Here is a 16,934-nt window from a genome sequence, read left to right on the forward strand (position 1 = left end):
CCTCGCCTGGCTCAGAGAACTCTTGTGCCTCTTCCTGATCCAGCTATCGCATACGCTTGCCTGTCCGCTCCCGCTCAATTCGGCTTCTTAACGGACGACTAGCGGGTCAACCGTGGTCAGCATCTGCTGCCCCGCGGGGGACCCGCTATTGCCTGAAGCTTCAGGGCACTCTCCAGGGTTCTAGACTCTACCCCCCTAGTTGGATCTGCAATCTCTCAGGATCTTCAGAACACCCTTACCACCTGTAGCGACCCCGATGACCGGTGATCGGGCGAATATTCGTGGGGTCGCAAGAGCCCGACATGTGGAGGTCCAGAGCCGGCCTGTGAGACGGTTTGCGGATCGCCGAGCGATCTGTACTTCCCTGCCCCCAAGGCTTACCAGCGAGCATCCTATTGATCTGGAGGGCCTATTTGGCTGACGGCTACGTTGCCGGTCCTTGTAAAAGAGCCAATTCAATTTCTCTCGGCCCGCGCTTTGGCCTCGGGCCTCGTAACTATCTGAAAATACTGAAGAATTCATCTTCAGCAAGCAACTGAAATTCGCTGGTTTTCCCTAGTCACCCCTTCTAACTCTCTGTAACTGTTGACATTTAAATCTTTACAGTGTAAAGATAAGGTCCTCGCGTTCCTTGACGCGAATCCCTCCCCACCCCCGGAGACCCAAATGCAAGACCTCGATCTAGACGTGCTTCGAACCGAACGGACCATCACGGTCGGCATCGTTATCCCCGCAACCATGGCTACCGCTATCGAATACCGAGCAAAGGCCGAGTTGCTCTCGCGATCATCTTGGTTGCGTCGCGTTGTGCTCGCCGAACTCCGAAAGGACGCCGCGTGAGTCAGGTCATCCCAGGCCGTATCAACACGGCAACCGCCCTCGGCAACCTTCTCGACCTCCACGGGCTCAAGCTGACGCAGGAAGGCGAAGACGCTCTCGTCGAGCACCTCGCTGACCGCCTGGTATTGAATCAAGCCCTCGGTAGCGGACACGAGATGAAGTATCTGGATCAAGATGGTTCGGTGGCCGACCTGACAACCTACTTGGCCAGCCTCTACCAACAGCCTGAGACCAAGAGGTTCTTCGTCAGCTCGGGCGGATCCATCCGGCTGCCGCAGGGCGCGTCGCCGCTGACCCGAAACCCCTTTAGCAAGCGAAGCTGGAACGTAACGCAACAGATGCTGCTCTATCGCGATGACCCGCGATATGCGGAGCAGCTCGAGCGTTACGCTGCCACCGAGCGAAACGATCATAACGACCGGGGCGACAGGGAGAACCCCTACAGCCGAGCCGGCTTCAACCTGACCCAGCAAATGCTCTTGGAGCGGAATGATCCCGAGCGCGCGGAGACGTTGCGTCGAGCAGCTGGAGTCGTTTGAGATACCGGATCATATCCGCCTTCTCTGTTGAGGGATGGTCGCATCGCCATGCCAGTGCAGCGGAGCCCGCCCATGAGTTATAGGACCGCCAGACGCGCACAGCTGGCGGTCCTATTCTGCTGCCTCCTCAGACGGGCTGCTCACATTTATACCCGGCACTTGGACCCTGTTCACGACAGGGGCTTTAGTAGCGATGGTATAGTGGCGGTATCGATCGGCAGCTGATCTCTTGCCATGACCGACGATCGAATCGGCCAAGCTGTCAGGCACCTGCAACGCGCCCAGCTTAGACTTGAACCAATGGCGAAAGCCATGGCTCGGGGCCTTGCGCGGATCCCGGAAGCCTTGCGACCTGATCCAGTCGGCAACCCGGTTGCTGACGCCTTTCGATGCGTGCTTTCGGGAAGGATCGCCTGAGCTTCGACCGTAGAATAACGGCCCTGGCCCACTCTCCCTGACGAAATCCAAGAATCCCTCGTCGATTATCGCTTGATGCAGCGGCGTGTCTCGCTCGCTCCACGAGTTCTTCAGCCGACCGCCGTCCTCAGCCGGCTTGATAGACATGACCCACACACCATCTACTCGGTTGACTCGCGCGCCCCAAAGCTGGGCGACCTCTCCGATCCGCGAGCCGCTAAATGCGCATAGCCAGGGCAACCAGCGGAGCGCGTTCGACTTTTGTTGCCGGGATAACGTCAGGATTTGAGCGACCTCTTCCGTGTCGTATGGGAGCGGTTTCACACCTGCAAGTCCACGAGTACTAAGGCGGACCTTATCGGCGACATTCTCCCTCAGCCGGTGGTTTTCGACCTCATAGTTCAGCAGTCGTTTGATGCAGGCGAGACAGCTGTCGTTGATCGTTTTTGGCGCCATGCCGTCCTGGCGCAGCTTGTCCTTCCAGCCAACGATGTCATGCTTTGTCAGGCTCGAAACTAGTTCGTGGCCAATAAACTCCTGTAGTGACCGAACGTGTCCCCGCCACGTCGATACGGTGCTCGGAGCTGGTTCCGCTTCCGCTCGCCAGCTCTCGAAGACCTGCGTGAGGGTTCGGCCCGAATTGAATTGCGGATACCGCGCGCGGTGGGTGTCTGTGCCGTAAATGAAGTCGGCATTTTCCTTGAGACGGCGCGGAGCGGTTTGTCCGGCTATGGCTATAGCCGAGAGCAGCTTCTTCCTGGTCGCGTAGTCCACCCGCATTGTGTTCTGAGTAAGCACCCAGTCGCAGATGAGGCCAAACCGATTTTCCAGGCCACGGTCAGGATCTGGCAAAATGGGCAGCTCATTGATCCCTGCTGTCAGGTCTTCGCCAAAATGGTCGATCGCAAGCTGTCGCTCGTCCGGCATCTGTCCCGGCACGATGCCGGGCACACTCGTCAGCCGGCCTTCCATAACCGCGCGGTTTACCGCCTTGTGCGCAATCCAGGCTGCCCGATCACCGGGATCCTGTTCGAAATGCTGCACCCATAGATCATGCACGAGACCGGCGAGCCCGAGCACTTGCATGTGCGTCAGCTGACGCGGCGCTGATCTTCGCGCCATCCAAAGTCTGGCAAGTACATCTCGCGCCTGGTTCTTGCGAATTTCGGCCACCGAGTGGTCGCGGGTCCTGAGGGAGAACTTGACCTCGCTCCCAATTTTCGTCGTTACCGCAAACGCGGGACTTCCCATGCACTCTTCGAACGTCAGCAACACACGCTCGTTGTCGAGTGCTTTCAGGACGTCGACTGGCGTCCGCGTCCTAAAGCTATAGAAGGAAGAGTCGGTATCTTTCGAAAGATAAGCCATTCGATAGCTCATATGCGCTGTATCCCGGTCTTGTGTACCGGTCAGCGGCTCAATTTCTCAGCAAATGAGCGATTTCAACCACTTGGGTTGGGGGTGGTGCCCAGGAAAGGACTCGAACCTTCACGGCCGTTAAGCCACTGGCACCTGAAGCCAGCGCGTCTACCAATTCCACCACCTGGGCATGCCGGTTAGGCACGGAGGCGGTTACTACGGTTCGGTGACGCGGTTGTCAATTCATGCTTGAACCCCGCTTCGGGATGCGGATTGCGCATCGCAAACCGGCCCGATACAAGCCTGACGAGACGCACTCTTCCCGCAGGATATGGACCCCAGGAATGGATCCCATGGCATCGAATCTGGACACGCTCGTCACGGTTTTCGGCGGATCGGGGTTTTTGGGCCGGAATGTCGTCCGCGCGCTGTGCCGGCGCGACTACCGGGTCCGGGTCGCGGTGCGGCGGCCGGAGCTGGCCGGGTACCTCCAGCCCTCCGGCAAGGTCGGGCAGGTCCACACCGTGCAGGCGAATGTCCGTTATCCGGCCTCGATTGAGGCGGCACTGCGTGATTCGCAGATCGTGATCAATCTGGTCGGCATCCTCGCCGAGGGTGGCGCGCAGAGTTTTGACGCCGTCCAGGCCAAGGGCGCCGAGACCATCGCCAAGGCGGCCGCGGCCGCGGGGGCACAGCTGATCCATGTCTCGGCGATCGGCGCCGACGCGGAATCGCCCTCGCGCTATGCCAGGGCCAAGGCGGCCGGAGAAGCCGCGGTCCTGGCCGCGGTGCCGTCGGCGACGATCTTCCGCCCCTCCGTGATGTTCGGCCCCGAGGACCAATTCACCAACCGCTTCGCGGCGCTGGCGCGGATGTCGCCGGTGCTGCCGCTGATCGGCGGCGACACGAAGATGCAGCCGGTCTATGTCGGCGACGTCGCCACCGCGGTCGCGGATGCCGTCGACGGCAAGGCCAAGGCGGGCGCGACCTACGAGCTCGGCGGCCCGGAAGTCCTGACCATGCGCGAGATCATCGAGGCCATTCTCGCGATTGCCGATCGCAAGCCGATGCTGATGCCGCTGCCGTTTGGCCTCGCCCGCTTCAAGGCCAACTTCCTGCAATTCGCGCCGGGCGCGCTGAAGCTGACGCCGGACCAGGTCACGCTGCTCGCGCGCGACAATGTCGTGTCGGACGCGGCGAAGGCCGCTGGGCTAACGCTGGAAGGCCTCGGCATCGCGCCCGACTCGCTTGAAGCGATCGCCCCGCAATATCTCTGGCGTTTCCGCGCCGCCGGGCAATTCCAGCGCAAGAGCGCGTAACCATCCCCGCAGTCAATTGTTTGAAGTTCGGGGTTACCGCCCCAGTGCCAGCGCGATCAGGCCGAGGGTGCCGACGATCACGCGCCACCAGGCGAACACCACGAAGCCGTGGCGGGTGACGTATTCCAGGAACGTCTTCACCACGATGATGGCGGTGACGAACGACACCACGAAGCCGATCGCGACGATGCCCATGTGGTCCATCGTCATCTCGGAGCGGTTCTTGTAGAAATCGTAGGCGAACGCGCCGATCATGGTGGGAATGGCGAGGAAGAACGAGAACTCCGCCGCCGCGCGCTTATCGGCCCCGAGCAGCATGGCGGAGACAATGGTTGCACCGGAGCGCGACACGCCCGGGATCATCGCCAGACACTGCGCGATACCGATGTAAAGATACATCAGCAGCGGAAACCGGGTGGCGTCATGCTCGCGCGCCTTGAGATCGAGCTTGTCGACCCAGAGCAGGATGGCGCCGCCGACGATCAGCGAGAAGCACACCACCCAGGGATTGAACAGCAGACTCTTGATGTATTTGCCGCCGACGAGACCGACGATGACGGCGGGAAGGAACGCCACCAGCACGCCGATCACGAAGCGGCGTGCATAGACGTCACCCGTGAACATCCCGATCGCGACGTCCCACAATTTCTTGAAGTACAACACGACGATCGCGAGGATCGCGCCGAGCTGGATCAGGACCGTAAACGAATCCCAGAACGCGCCTTCGCCGAGATGGAAAAAGCGCTCAGCAAGCAGCAAATGGCCGGTCGAGGACACGGGAAGGAACTCGGTCACACCCTCGATGATGCCGAGGATCACTGCCCGTATTGCATCTGACATATTTACGGTCCATTTCGGCTGGAAAAGCGGGGCTCTTCTCGCCCATCCGCTCCCTTGCTGCAATCGCAAAATGCGGCGTCGCGCCCTTGCTTCGCGGTTTTGAATGACTAGTGTGGCGCCGCACAAAACATTGATGGATTCTTAAGCACCATCACATAGTCAAAGGCTTCATGTTTACGCTGTTTCATCATCCGTTCTGTCCGCATTCGCGGTTCATCCGCCTGATCGCGGGAGAATACGGGCTTGAGCTGAAGCTGATCGAAGAGCGCAGCTGGGAGCGGCGCGAAGCATTTCTGCTGCTCAATGCGGCGGGCACGACGCCCGTCCTGGTGGACGACGAGCAGCCGCCGATCCCGGGCGCGGCGATCGTCGCCGAATATGTCGACGAGGCCTATGGCTCTGAGATGGGACTTAAGCGCCTGATGCCGGACACGATCGGCGAGCGCGTCGAGGTCCGCCGGCTGATGGCCTGGTTCAACGAAAAGTTTTTCGAGGAAGTCTCCCACCCGCTCGTCACCGAGCGCATCTACAAGCGCTTCATGAGCGAGGACAACGGCGGGGGCCCGCCCTCGGCCGACGTGATGCGCGCCGCCAAGGCAAACGTGCGCTATCATCTGGCCTATATCGGCTGGCTGGCGCAGACGCGTAATTTCCTCGCCGGCGACCGGCTCACCTACGCGGATCTCGCCGCCGCGGCGCACCTCTCGGCGATCGACTATCTGGGCGACGTGCCATGGAGCGAGGACGACGCGGCAAAGGCCTGGTACGCACGGGTGAAATCCCGCCCGTCGTTCCGTCCGCTGTTGAGCGAATGGCTGGCGGGCGTGCCGGCGTCGCGGACCTACGTGGACCTGGACTTCTGAACTCCGATCCGACCGAACTGAAGACGGCGCTGGCAAACGAAGCACGTGCGCTCGGCTTCGACTGCATCGGCATTACGGAGCCCGGCACGATCGAAAGCGCCGGAAAACACTTTCTCGAATTCATCGCATCCGGCGGCCATGGCGACATGGACTGGCTCGCCGCGCAGCCGGAGCGCCGGGTCGATCCCCGCGGGCTGTGGCAGGACGTGCGCAGCGTCATCATGCTCGGCGTCAATTACGGCCCCGACCAGGATCCGCTCGCGATCCTGCAACAGCGCACGCGCGCGGCGATCTCGGTCTATGCGCAGGGCGACGACTATCACGACCTCATCAAGAAGCGCCTGAAGGCACTGGCGCGATGGCTGGTCGCGACCGCAACTTGTGAGGTGAAGCCTTGTGAAGTGAAAGTATTCGTCGACACTGCGGCCGTGATGGAGAAACCGCTGGCGCAAGCCGCGCATCTGGGCTGGCAGGGCAAGCATACCAATCTGGTCTCGCGCGAATTCGGCTCATGGCTGTTTCTCGGCGCGATCTACACCACGCTGGAACTGCCGCGCGACGACGCCGAGATCGATCATTGCGGCTCGTGCCGGGCGTGCCTCGACATCTGCCCGACCGCGGCCTTTCCCGCGCCCTACAGGCTCGATGCGCGGCGCTGCATCTCGTATCTCACCATCGAGAACAAGGGCCCGATCCCGCGCGAATTTCGTAAAAGCATCGGCAACCGCATCTATGGTTGCGACGATTGCCTCGCCGCCTGTCCCTGGAACAAGTTCGCGCAGGAGGGCCGTGAGGCCAAGCTCGCCGCACGTGACGCTTTGCGCGCGCCAGGTCTTGCCGAGCTCGCACGGCTCGACGACGCTGCGTTTCGCGCGCTGTTCACCAAATCGCCGGTGAAACGCATCGGCCGCGACCGCTTTTTGCGCAACGTGCTGATCGCGATCGGCAACTCCGGTGATGCGGCACTGGCGGACGAGGCGCGGCGATTGCTGGAGGATGAGAGCGCGCTGGTACGCGGGGCTGCGGTATGGGCGCTGGGGCAGTTGGTGCCGCGGGATGAGTTCGAAACGATGAGAGCAACCGCCATAGCGCGCGAGCGTGATGACGGCGTGCGCGAGGAGTGGGAGCTCGCTTCCTAATCCTCGGTGTCATGCCCCGGCTTGACCGGGGCATCCAGTACGCCGCGGCCTATCGATTCAATCACGAGCGCCGCGGAGTACTGGATCGCCCGGTCAAGCCGGACGATGACACCGTTGTTGTGGTAAGAGCGCTTCGCGCCTCCTCACCACGAGGATTGAGCATCTTGATTTCCCCGCACGTTCCTCCAAGCTCGCGCGTCATGACAAACATGCCTTTCTTCACCCGCGACGGCGACACATTCCACCCGACGGAAGTCGCCAATGGGCCGTGGGATCCGACATCGCTGCACGGACGCGTCATCGTCGGCCTGCTCGGCTTCGCCATCGAGGAGCGCCATTCCGGTCCTGAATTCGTGCCGGCGCGGCTGACCGTCGATATGTTTCGGCTGCCCACCATCGACAAGCCGATCGAGGTGACGACACGGCTGGTGCGCGACGGGATGCGCATCCGCGTCGTGGAAGCAGAGTTCTTTTCCGGCGGCATCGGCATGGCGCGCGCCTCGTGCCAGCTGTTACGGCGAACGCAGAATCCCGACGGCAATGTCTGGTCGCCGCCGAACTGGGACGTGCCGAAGCCGGCCGACATTCCCAAGCCGACCGATCCCAGGCTCGGCATGAACGGCAAATGGACCACGCGACCGATCGTCGGTCACATGGGCTCGCTCGGGCCACGAAAGCTCTGGATGAGCGAGGTGCGCGAGCTGGTCGCGGGCGTGCCGATGACGCCGTTCGTCCATGTCGCCATCGGCGCGGACTTCGCCAGTCCGTTCGCGAACGCCGGCGACAAGGGGCTCGGCTACATCAACAGCGACGTCACGATCTATCTGCACCGCCTGCCGGTGACGAACTGGATCGGCTTCGAGGTGGTGAACCACCAGGCCACCGACGGTGTGGCGATCGGCGAATGCTGGCTCTATGACGAGCAGGGCCCGATCGGCACCGCCACTGTCGCGGCGCTGGCGCAGCGCAAGCCGATGGTAAATCCGTCGAAGCGGTAGGTGCGCAAGAACGACGGCTAACCCAAATGTCGCTTCATCTCCGGCCGCGCCTTGAGCTCCGCGCCCTGTCTGGCGACGATCTTCGCAATCCGTTCCGGCGCAAACTTCAAATCGACAAACGCCGGCGCGGTGTTGGCGACCTCGTGATAGCTGACGATCCTTCCGTCCCGGAGCGTCATGATCGCCACGCCCTCGAACATCGCCCGCGCGCCATCAGCCTCCGGCAAGATCGAGCGATAGCTGAACGTGTAGCGCGCATAGAGCGTGGTGCCGTTCGACACCGGGTCGTGCATGTCCCAGCGAAAGTCGGTCGCCGTGCGATAGAACCAGTCGTCGATCATCGCGGCGATCTTCTCGCGGCCGGCGAAGGCGCCATAGAACACGTCGTGATAGACGCCGTCCTCGGTGAAGAGATCCGCAAAGGCTTTTCCGTTGCGTTGTTCGACGGCGTCGCAGAAGGCGCGCAGCATGGCGGTGGTGGTCATCGGCGATTCTCCCCTCCCATTCTCAGTCATGCCCCGACCGGGGCATCCAGTACGCCGCGGCTTCTCGGCTTGAGCACGAGCGCCTCTGGAATACTGGATCGCCCGATCAAGTCGGGCGATGACACCGAGTGCTAGGTGACGATTTCACCCGATCTCGGCCACGGCGGCAAGAATGCGGGCGATGTCCTGCGGGCGCGAGAGGCGGTGATCGCCGTCCTGGATCATGGTCAGCACGACGTCGTCGGCCGGCAGGCGATGGGTCAGGGCGAACGCGTGCTGCCAGGGCACGTCAGGATCCTGCGCACCTTGCAGGATGCGGACGGGACAGCCGAGATCGATGGCGCTGCCGAGCAGGAGGTGGTTGCGTCCCTCCTCGATTAGATTCCGCGTGATCGGATAGGGCAAGCCGTCGCCATAGTTCGACGGTCTCAGCCAGACGCCTTTGGTCTCGATTTCTTTCTTCACCGCGGCCGGAAAATTCTTCCACATCAGCTCCTCGGTGAAATCGGGCGCCGGCGCGATCAGCACCAGGCCCGCCAGCGAGGCTTTGGCTTGCAGTTTCTTTTGCCGCTTTTTGATCTCGCGCGCGAGCAGCAGCGCCATCCAGCCGCCCATGGACGAGCCGATCAGGATTTGCGGGCCGTCGCAGAACCGCTCGAATACCGCGACGCTTTCCTCGAGCCAGCGCCCGATGGTTCCGTCGACGAAATCGCCACCGGATTCGCCGTGGCCGGAATAATCGAACCGGACCACGGCGCGGCCGTGATCCCGGGCCCATTCGTCCAGCGCCACGGCCTTGCTGCCCTGCATGTCCGACTTGAAACCGCCGAGCCAGACCAGCCCAGGTCCTTGACTTGATTCTTGGGCCGCGCGGCGGCGCACCGCGATCCGGCGTGTGGACGGGCCTTCGCCCACATCGATGAAGTCGAGCACGGCATCGGGAATTGGGTGATTCATGGAACGTTTACTCTGGCTGTGCGGTTTGAGCTGTCCGGACGTGCTCCGCAGCGCAGCCGGACGTCGGCATTGGCCCTTTGGGACGCTTGCGGAACAGAAGCAAGGTGTCTATGTCCCTCTGCGTGCCCCGCCGTGGCCAAAATGCCTCGCATTTGAGGCTTTTTCGACCGCCGCACGAGCGATTGCTTGCCGGCAACCGTATCTTCCTGCAAAATAGCCGCCTCTTTTCATAACTTTGGAGAACCACCCATTCGCCGTCCAAATAAAGCCCCGCCCACTGCCGCCAAAGACGGGCCGCGCATCAATGACGATATTCGCAATGCGCAGATCCAGCTGATCGATCAGACCGGTGACAACAAGGGCACCATCGAGACCGTCGCGGCTATCCGCTTGGCCCAGGAAGCCGGCATGGATTTGGTCGAGATCTCGCCGAACGTCAGCCCTCCCGTCTGCAAGATCATGGACTACGGGAAGTATAAGTATTCCGCGCAGAAAAAAGCCGCCGAAGCCCGCAAGCGGCAGAAGATCGTCGAGATCAAGGAGATCAAGCTCCGCCCGATGATCGACGACCACGATTACGAAGTGAAGATGCGCGCCATGCAGCGGTTCTTCGAAGAAGGCGACAAGGTCAAGATCACCCTGCGCTATCGTGGCCGCGAAATGGCGCACCAGGAGATCGGCACCAAGCTGCTCGACAAGATCAAGACCGACGTCGCCGAGCTCGCCAAGGTGGAGCAGGACGCGCGGTTCGAGGGCCGTCAGGTCGTCATGGTGCTGGCGCCGCGCTGACGCTGGTTCTTTAGGCTGAAGAATTCAACGGCCCGTCCGGATCTCCGGCGGGCCGTTTTGTTTTTTTGCCTCTCCCGCTTGCGCAAGAGAGAGCGCACCGTCCTCTGGAGGCGATAATTACGTCCTCGTCGCATGCCAGGTGCCGCTGCACTGATCGCCGGAGATGATACCCCTCCACGAACCGGCGCCGTTCACGCCAGCGAGGCGGCCGCCGCCGCTGGCATGGGAGGCCCCGACCGAGACCTGGACCGCGACGGTACCGCTGCGATTGACCCTGCCGGAGACCCGACCGCCGCCGGCGGACGACACTCGGCTGCCGGTGACGGTGAAGGGGACGCTGTAGCCCGAGCTGCAATTGCCGCGGGTGGTGGCGAAGGTGACGTTCCAGACGCCGTCATAGCCGCGGATGCGCGCATTGGCACTCGACGGAAACGCGGCCATGGCGAGCACGGCCAACAGCGCCAGGCAGCGCGGACGAGCGACATCAGTCAAGGACGACAGCGTTTGGGAAAAAGGGGGCATTCTGGTCCTGCTCCGGGTCACACGGCTCGGACATGAGGTTAGCAATTCCGGATAGTCGCCGGCTAGGTTCCACCGGTTCATCGTTGCCAATTCGCCCGTCCTCTGTCATAAGCCCAGCCTTCATTGCCCGGCTGATTAAGGGCTGCCGTGGCGGTGTCCGTGCGGGTTTCGCGCTTGTTCGTAAAACCTGAGCACAATCAACGCTCTAACGAGCATTTTGACGGCCAGCCGCCTTTGCGGGCGGATTTCTATGGCCATTAGGAGAGCCAAATGCCCAAGCTGAAGACCAAATCGGGCGCTAAAAAGCGCTTCAAGGTGACTGCCACCGGCAAAGTGATGTTCGCTCATCGCAGCAAGCGTCACGGCATGATCAAGCGGACGAAGAAGCAGATCCGGCAGCTGCGCGGCACCGCCGTGCTGTTCAAGACCGACGGCGACAACGTCAAGAAGTACTTCTTGCCGAACGCCTGATCGCGTCCACGATCATTGCCACCCGCGCCGCAGCTTTCGCGGCGATCCGAACATCAAGTCATCTTTCGAAGGATTTTTGTCATGGCTCGCGTCAAACGCGGTGTGACCGCCCACGCCAAGCACAAGAAAGTCTACAAGGCCGCCAAGGGTTTCCGCGGCCGCCGCAAGAACACGATCCGCACCGCCAAGCCGGCGGTCGAGAAGGCTCTCGTCTATGCCTTCCGTGATCGCAAGCGCAAGAAGCGGACGTTCCGCGCGCTCTGGATCCAGCGCATCAACGCCGCCGTGCGTCCGTTCGGCCTGACCTACAGCCGCTTTATCGATGGCATGGCCAAGTCCGGGATCACCGTGGACCGCAAGGTGCTGTCGGATCTCGCGATCAACGAGCCCGCGTCGTTCCAGGCGATCGCCGAGAAGGCCAAGGCCGCTCTGGCGGCCTGAGCTAGCGGCCGGCTCCGCCGGCCTTCAGCGCGCGTTGCGAGTAGCGCCGGGCGACCTCCGCCCGGCAGAATGCCGTGAACGACAGATACATGGTGCCGGATTTATTCCGGTACTTCCGGTCACACACGCGCATCTCGCGTTGGTAAGCCTGTTTCCGCGCCATGTTGAGGCCGGGCATGAAGTCCGCCTCGCATTTCTTCTCGACGGCGGCGCCGAGCTGGACATCGCCGCTCGCGGTCAATTGGCAATCCTGAAACACCTTGATCGCGCTTTCGCAGCCCTTCTGAGCAGCGATGGTGTCGACGACCTCGTCCAGCGTCATGGATTTCTCCATGCACACCATGGCGCGCGCCGGGTTGCCGGCGACCAAGAGAACGGCGGCGACAGCAGCCAGACCGGATCTTGAGAGCATCGCGAAAGCCTCCTCGTATCCCCCTTGGTGCCAGGCCCCCGCGCGAGGTTCAACCCAGCCGCTCGTCAGCCCGAAATGACCGGCTTTTCGCTTGACGTTACAGCCTTCGGGCGGCGACAACCCAGCCGAATTTGGCAGCAGGGATTTGACCGTGTCCGACCTCGCAATGCTCGAAACATCCATCCTCGACCACATCGCCGCAGCCGGCGATGAGGCCGCCCTCGAAGCGGTGCGCGTCGCAGCCCTCGGCAAGAAGGGTTCGATCTCGGCGCTTCTTGCCACGCTCGGAAAAATGTCCCCGGACGAGCGCAAGACGCAAGGCGCCGCGATCAACCAGGCCAAGGACAAGGTCACTGAGGCGCTCGCGGCGCGGCGCGACGTCTTGAAATCGGCGGCGCTCGACGCGCGGCTTGCGTCGGAAACCATCGACGTCACCCTGCCGCTGCGCGATGCGCCCGCCGAGGCCGGCCGCATCCATCCGCTGAGCCAGGTCTGGGACGAGCTGACCACGATCTTCGCCGACATGGGATTCTCGGTTGCCGAAGGCCCCGATATCGAAACCGACGACTACAACTTCACCAAGCTGAATTTTCCGGAAGGCCATCCCGCGCGCGAGATGCACGACACCTTCTTCTTCCACCCGAAGGAGGACGGCTCCCGCATGCTGTTGCGCACCCACACCTCGCCGGTGCAGGTGCGCACCATGCTGAGCCAGAAGCCGCCGATCCGCGTGATCTGCCCGGGCCGCACCTATCGCATCGATTCGGACGCGACCCACACGCCGCAATTCCACCAGGTCGAAGGCCTCGTCATCGACAAGCACTCCCATCTCGGCCATCTCAAATGGATCCTGCACGAGTTCTGCAAGGCGTTCTTCGAGGTGGACCACATCAACATGCGCTTTCGGCCCTCGTTCTTCCCGTTCACGGAGCCGTCGCTGGAAGTCGACATCCAGTGCCGCCGCGACAAGGGCGAGATCCGCTTCGGCGAGGGCGAGGACTGGCTCGAGATTCTCGGCTGCGGCATGGTGCATCCGAACGTGCTGCGCGCCTGCGGCATCGATCCCGACGAGTACCAGGGCTTTGCCTGGGGCATGGGCATCGACCGCATCGCCATGCTGAAATACGGCATCGCCGATTTGCGCCAGCTGTTCGACAGCGACGTCCGCTGGCTGTCCCATTACGGCTTCAAGCCGCTCGAAGTACCGACCCTCGCGGGAGGGCTGAGCTCGTGAAATTCACTCTCTCCTGGCTGAAGGAACATCTCGACACCGACGAGCCCTTGGACAAGCTCGCCGAGAAGCTCACCATGATCGGGCTCGAGGTCGAGAACATCGAGGACAAGGCGAAGGCGCTGAAGCCTTTCACCATCGCGAAGGTGATATCCGCCGAGCAGCATCCGAATGCGGATCGGCTGCGCGTCTGCATGGTCGACACCGGTGATGGCGGCGCACCCGTGCAGGTGGTGTGCGGCGCGCCGAATGCGCGTGCGGGTCTCGTCAGCGTGTTCTCCCCGCCCGGCACCTACATTCCCGGCAAGGACATCACGCTCGGTGTCGGCACCATCCGCGGCGTCGAGAGCCGCGGCATGCTGTGCTCGGCGGCTGAGTTGCAGATTTCCAACGACCATGACGGCATCATGGAATTGCCCGCGGATGCGCCGATCGGCGCTGCCTACGCCGCATGGGCCGGCCTCGGCGATCCCGTAGTCGAGATCAACCTGACGCCGAACCGGCAGGACTGCACCGGCGTGCACGGCATCGCGCGCGACCTTGCCGCCGCCGACATGGGCAAGTTCAAGGACCCCACAATCAAGCCGATCAAGGGCGAATTCCCCTGCCCGGTGAAGGTCACGGTCGAGGACGCGGCGCTGTGCCCAGGCTTCGCGCTGCGGCTCGTGCGTGGCGTGAAGAACGGGCCGTCGCCGGAATGGCTGCAGAAGCGACTGACCGCGATCGGGCTGCGCCCGATCAACGCGCTGGTCGACATCACCAACTTCATGACCTACGACCGCGCACGGCCATTGCACGTGTTCGACGCGAAGAAAGTGAAGGGCAATCTCGTGGTGCGCCGCGCCCGCGACGGCGAGACGCTGCTCGCGCTTGACGGCCGCAGCTACAATCTCGATCCCGCGATTTGCGTCATCGCGGACGAGCACGGCGTCGAATCGCTTGCCGGCATCATGGGCGGCGAGGCCTCGGGCTGCGACGAGACTACCACCGACGTGCTGATCGAATCGGCGCTGTGGAACGAGATCAACATCGCCCAGACCGGCCGCAAGCTCGGCATCAATTCGGACGCGCGCTACCGCTTCGAGCGCGGTGTCGATCCGGCTTTCATGGTGCCGGGGCTGGAGCTCGCGACAAAACTCGTGCTGGAGATGTGCGGCGGCACGCCGTCCGAGAACGTCGTGGTCGGCAAGAGCTTCGGCGACGACCGCGTGATCGATTTTCCGGTGACCGAGGTCAAGCGCCTCTCGGGCATCGAGGTGCCGATGCCGGAGATGAAGCGCATCCTGACTCATCTCGGCTTCATGATGGCGGGCCCGGGGCCCGTCGTGAAGGTCGCGGTGCCGTCATGGCGGACCGACGTGCACGGCAAGGCCGACATCGTCGAGGAAGTCGTCCGCATCTACGGCGTCGACAAGGTGCCGATGACGCCGTTCGAGCGCGGCGAGGACGCACGCAAATCCGTGCTGACCCCGCTCCAGCTCCGCACCCGCCGCGCCAGGCGCGCGCTGGCGAGCCGCGGCATCATCGAAGCGGTGACCTGGTCCTTCATCACCAAGTCAGCCGCAGAGCTGTTCGGCGGCGGCCAGCGCGAACTCGAGGTCGCCAACCCGATCGCGTCGGATTTGTCCGACATGCGCCCGACCCTGTTGGCCGGCCTGATCGCGGCGGCGCAGGCCAATGCCGATCGCGGCTTGAGCGATGTCGCGCTATTCGAGGTAGGGCAGGTGTTCAAGGGCGATCGCCCGCAGGATCAGTTCATGGCGGCAAGCGGCCTCCGCCGCGGCTTTGCGTCGTCGCAAGGTCTGGGACGACACTGGTCGGGTTCGGCGCAGGCTGACGTGTTCGATGCCAAGGCCGATGCGCTCGCGGTACTCGCCGCCGCCGGCGCACCAATGCAGGCCCTTCAGATCGTCGCGGGCGGCCCGTCCTGGCTGCATCCCGGGCGCTCCGGTACGATCCAGATCGGGCCGCAAAACGTGCTCGGCTATTTCGGCGAGATGAATCCGCGCGCGCTCGAGGCGCTCGGTGCCGGCGGCCCGCTGATGGTGTTCGAGGTGATCCTCGACCGCATCCCCGAGGCGAAGAAAAAGCCGACCCGTGCCAAGCCCGTGATCGAGCTGTCGGCATTCCAGCCTGTGTCGCGTGACTTCGCCTTTATCGTCGACCGCACCGTGAAGGGCGGCGACATCGTGCGCGCGGCTCAGAGCGTCGACAAGAAGCTGATCACCGCTGTGAACGTGTTCGACGTCTACGAAGGTAAGGGCATCGACGACGGCAAGAAGTCGATCGCGATCGCGGTGACGATTCAGCCGCGCGAAAAGACCCTGACCGACCAGGAGATCGAGGCCGTCGCCGCGAAAATCGTGGCGGAGGTGACGAAGAAGACCGGCGGCACTTTGAGAGCATGATCATGCTCGAGAATCATAGAGCATGAATCTCACTGACTTTCTTCCAAAGGACGTCAGCCTCACCATTGCGATGGCGCTCTGCGCCGTCGCTTTCGTTTCGGGCACCGCGCGCGGCTTCTCCGGCTTCGGCTCGGCGCTGATCTTCATGCCGTTGGCGAGCAGCATCGCGGCGCCGCGTCTGGTTGCCGCGCTGCTCCTCGTGATCGATTTCGTCGCGGCCGCGCCGCTGCTGCCTGACGCCTGGCGCAAGGCCGACCGCAAGGCCACCGCCGTGATCGTGCTGGGCGCGCTGGTCGGCGTGCCCGTCGGCACCTATTTCCTCAGCGTGCTCGAACCCGTTACGACGCGGTGGATCATCTCCTGCTTCGTCGCCGCGCTGTTGCTCTTGCTGCTGTCGGGCTGGCGCTATCGCGGCAAGGACCACGCGTGGCTCTCGGTCGGCATCGGCAGCCTCTCCGGCTTCTGTAGCGGCCTCGCCCAGACCGGCGGCCCGCCGATCGTCGGCTACTGGCTCGGCCGCCCGGTCGCATCGATCGTCGCGCGCGCCAACATCTTGCTGTTCTTCGGCGCGTCGGATTTCTTCTCGATGATCAGTTACGCGACCACAGGCCTGATCTCACGCGAATCGCTTGTGCTATCGCTCATCGTCGGGCCGGTCTATGCGATCGGCGTCGCCTTCGGTGCGTCGCTGTTCGGCCGTGCCAGCGAGAAAGTGTTTCGCGCCATCTGCTACGCGCTGATCGCGCTCGCGGTGATCGCGGGACTGCCGCTGCTGGACGGGGTGTTACGGTAAGTCTCTCCGCGAGTCGTCCTGGCGAAAGCCAGGAGGTGGATTCACACTCGAAGTGCAACAGTTGAGAGGAGAAGGCCTCTGCCGGGGTTCTGAAGTCAAGGCATTTGCGCT

The 16,934-nt window shown here is 62.9% G+C and carries 18 protein-coding genes and 1 tRNA gene; 12 read left to right on the top strand and 7 right to left on the bottom strand.

The window, feature by feature from the left end:
- Positions 1-666: 666 nt before the first annotated feature.
- Entirely contained in the window at positions 667-840 is a 174-nt protein-coding gene (locus IVB42_RS20030; RefSeq protein WP_247395826.1) for a hypothetical protein, read from the top strand.
- Positions 837-1,379: a hypothetical protein gene (locus IVB42_RS20035; RefSeq protein WP_247395828.1), complete on the top strand. Its 543-nt coding sequence runs from the start codon at positions 837-839 to the stop codon at positions 1,377-1,379. The genes IVB42_RS20030 and IVB42_RS20035 overlap by 4 nt, the downstream gene beginning before the upstream one ends.
- 111 nt (positions 1,380-1,490) lie before the next feature.
- On the opposite strand, the gene IVB42_RS20040 is transcribed toward IVB42_RS20035, so the two are convergent.
- Both IVB42_RS20040 and IVB42_RS20045 read right to left on the bottom strand, forming a co-directional pair.
- Entirely contained in the window at positions 1,491-3,164 is a 1,674-nt protein-coding gene (locus tag IVB42_RS20040) for a DUF6538 domain-containing protein (protein WP_247395831.1), read from the bottom strand.
- A 94-nt stretch (positions 3,165-3,258) separates the two neighbouring features.
- Positions 3,259-3,345 (bottom strand) — tRNA-Leu (locus IVB42_RS20045).
- A 163-nt stretch (positions 3,346-3,508) separates the two neighbouring features.
- On the opposite strand from IVB42_RS20045, the gene IVB42_RS20050 reads away from it, so the two are divergent.
- Positions 3,509-4,474: a complex I NDUFA9 subunit family protein gene (locus tag IVB42_RS20050; RefSeq protein ID WP_018455737.1), complete on the top strand. Its 966-nt coding sequence runs from the start codon at positions 3,509-3,511 to the stop codon at positions 4,472-4,474.
- Between the two features lie 33 nt (positions 4,475-4,507).
- Here IVB42_RS20050 and IVB42_RS20055 read toward each other — a convergent pair whose 3' ends face one another.
- Positions 4,508-5,314 carry an undecaprenyl-diphosphate phosphatase gene (locus tag IVB42_RS20055; RefSeq protein ID WP_026233013.1) on the bottom strand — a complete coding sequence of 269 codons (807 nt, stop codon included), beginning with the start codon at positions 5,312-5,314 and terminating at the stop codon, positions 4,508-4,510.
- Between the two features lie 170 nt (positions 5,315-5,484).
- Here IVB42_RS20055 and IVB42_RS20060 point away from each other — a divergent pair, with 170 nt between their 5' ends.
- The 3 genes from IVB42_RS20060 (at position 5,485) to IVB42_RS20070 (ending at position 8,314) form a co-directional block, all read left to right on the top strand.
- Positions 5,485-6,177, top strand: a complete 693-nt coding sequence (locus tag IVB42_RS20060; protein WP_018455735.1) for a glutathione S-transferase family protein — start codon at positions 5,485-5,487, stop codon at positions 6,175-6,177.
- Positions 6,126-7,316, top strand: coding sequence for a tRNA epoxyqueuosine(34) reductase QueG (gene queG / locus IVB42_RS20065; RefSeq protein ID WP_018455734.1), 1,191 nt, complete (start codon positions 6,126-6,128; stop codon positions 7,314-7,316). Before IVB42_RS20060 ends, queG begins: the two co-directional genes overlap by 52 nt.
- 200 nt (positions 7,317-7,516) lie before the next feature.
- Complete coding sequence (locus IVB42_RS20070) at positions 7,517-8,314, top strand: acyl-CoA thioesterase domain-containing protein (RefSeq protein WP_018455733.1); 798 nt, start codon at positions 7,517-7,519, stop codon at positions 8,312-8,314.
- A 17-nt stretch (positions 8,315-8,331) separates the two neighbouring features.
- Here IVB42_RS20070 and IVB42_RS20075 read toward each other — a convergent pair whose 3' ends face one another.
- Both IVB42_RS20075 and IVB42_RS20080 read right to left on the bottom strand, forming a co-directional pair.
- On the bottom strand, positions 8,332-8,799 hold the full coding sequence (locus tag IVB42_RS20075) for a nuclear transport factor 2 family protein (protein ID WP_018455732.1): 468 nt from the start codon (positions 8,797-8,799) through the stop codon (positions 8,332-8,334).
- Positions 8,800-8,943: 144 nt separating this feature from the next.
- Complete coding sequence (locus tag IVB42_RS20080) at positions 8,944-9,756, bottom strand: alpha/beta hydrolase (RefSeq protein WP_018455731.1); 813 nt, start codon at positions 9,754-9,756, stop codon at positions 8,944-8,946.
- A gap of 249 nt (positions 9,757-10,005) precedes the next feature.
- On the opposite strand from IVB42_RS20080, the gene infC reads away from it, so the two are divergent.
- Positions 10,006-10,545, top strand: a complete 540-nt coding sequence (gene infC / locus IVB42_RS20085; RefSeq protein WP_085349942.1) for a translation initiation factor IF-3 — start codon at positions 10,006-10,008, stop codon at positions 10,543-10,545.
- A 117-nt stretch (positions 10,546-10,662) separates the two neighbouring features.
- Here the strand turns inward: infC and IVB42_RS20090 are convergent, their stop codons facing one another.
- On the bottom strand, positions 10,663-11,067 hold the full coding sequence (locus tag IVB42_RS20090; protein WP_026233012.1) for a hypothetical protein: 405 nt from the start codon (positions 11,065-11,067) through the stop codon (positions 10,663-10,665).
- Between the two features lie 270 nt (positions 11,068-11,337).
- Between IVB42_RS20090 and rpmI the strand changes: the two genes are divergently transcribed.
- On the top strand, positions 11,338-11,538 hold the full coding sequence (rpmI, locus tag IVB42_RS20095; protein WP_007598540.1) for a 50S ribosomal protein L35: 201 nt from the start codon (positions 11,338-11,340) through the stop codon (positions 11,536-11,538).
- A gap of 81 nt (positions 11,539-11,619) precedes the next feature.
- On the top strand, positions 11,620-11,979 hold the full coding sequence (gene rplT, locus IVB42_RS20100; protein ID WP_007598538.1) for a 50S ribosomal protein L20: 360 nt from the start codon (positions 11,620-11,622) through the stop codon (positions 11,977-11,979).
- A 1-nt stretch (position 11,980) separates the two neighbouring features.
- On the opposite strand, the gene IVB42_RS20105 is transcribed toward rplT, so the two are convergent.
- Positions 11,981-12,391: a hypothetical protein gene (locus tag IVB42_RS20105; protein WP_026233011.1), complete on the bottom strand. Its 411-nt coding sequence runs from the start codon at positions 12,389-12,391 to the stop codon at positions 11,981-11,983.
- Between the two features lie 151 nt (positions 12,392-12,542).
- Here IVB42_RS20105 and pheS point away from each other — a divergent pair, with 151 nt between their 5' ends.
- From pheS to IVB42_RS20120, 3 genes are read left to right on the top strand one after another with little or no spacing between them, the layout of a single operon-like run.
- Entirely contained in the window at positions 12,543-13,625 is a 1,083-nt protein-coding gene (gene pheS, locus IVB42_RS20110) for a phenylalanine--tRNA ligase subunit alpha (RefSeq protein WP_026233010.1), read from the top strand.
- Complete coding sequence (gene pheT / locus IVB42_RS20115) at positions 13,622-16,030, top strand: phenylalanine--tRNA ligase subunit beta (protein ID WP_018455727.1); 2,409 nt, start codon at positions 13,622-13,624, stop codon at positions 16,028-16,030. The genes pheS and pheT overlap by 4 nt, the downstream gene beginning before the upstream one ends.
- 22 nt (positions 16,031-16,052) lie before the next feature.
- Positions 16,053-16,823 (top strand): sulfite exporter TauE/SafE family protein, encoded by a 771-nt coding sequence (locus IVB42_RS20120; RefSeq protein ID WP_018455726.1) that lies wholly within the window; start codon positions 16,053-16,055, stop codon positions 16,821-16,823.
- The last annotated feature ends 111 nt before the right edge of the window (positions 16,824-16,934 follow it).

The organism is Bradyrhizobium sp. 45, from assembly GCF_023073155.1.
GTDB lineage: Bacteria > Pseudomonadota > Alphaproteobacteria > Rhizobiales > Xanthobacteraceae > Bradyrhizobium > Bradyrhizobium canariense_D.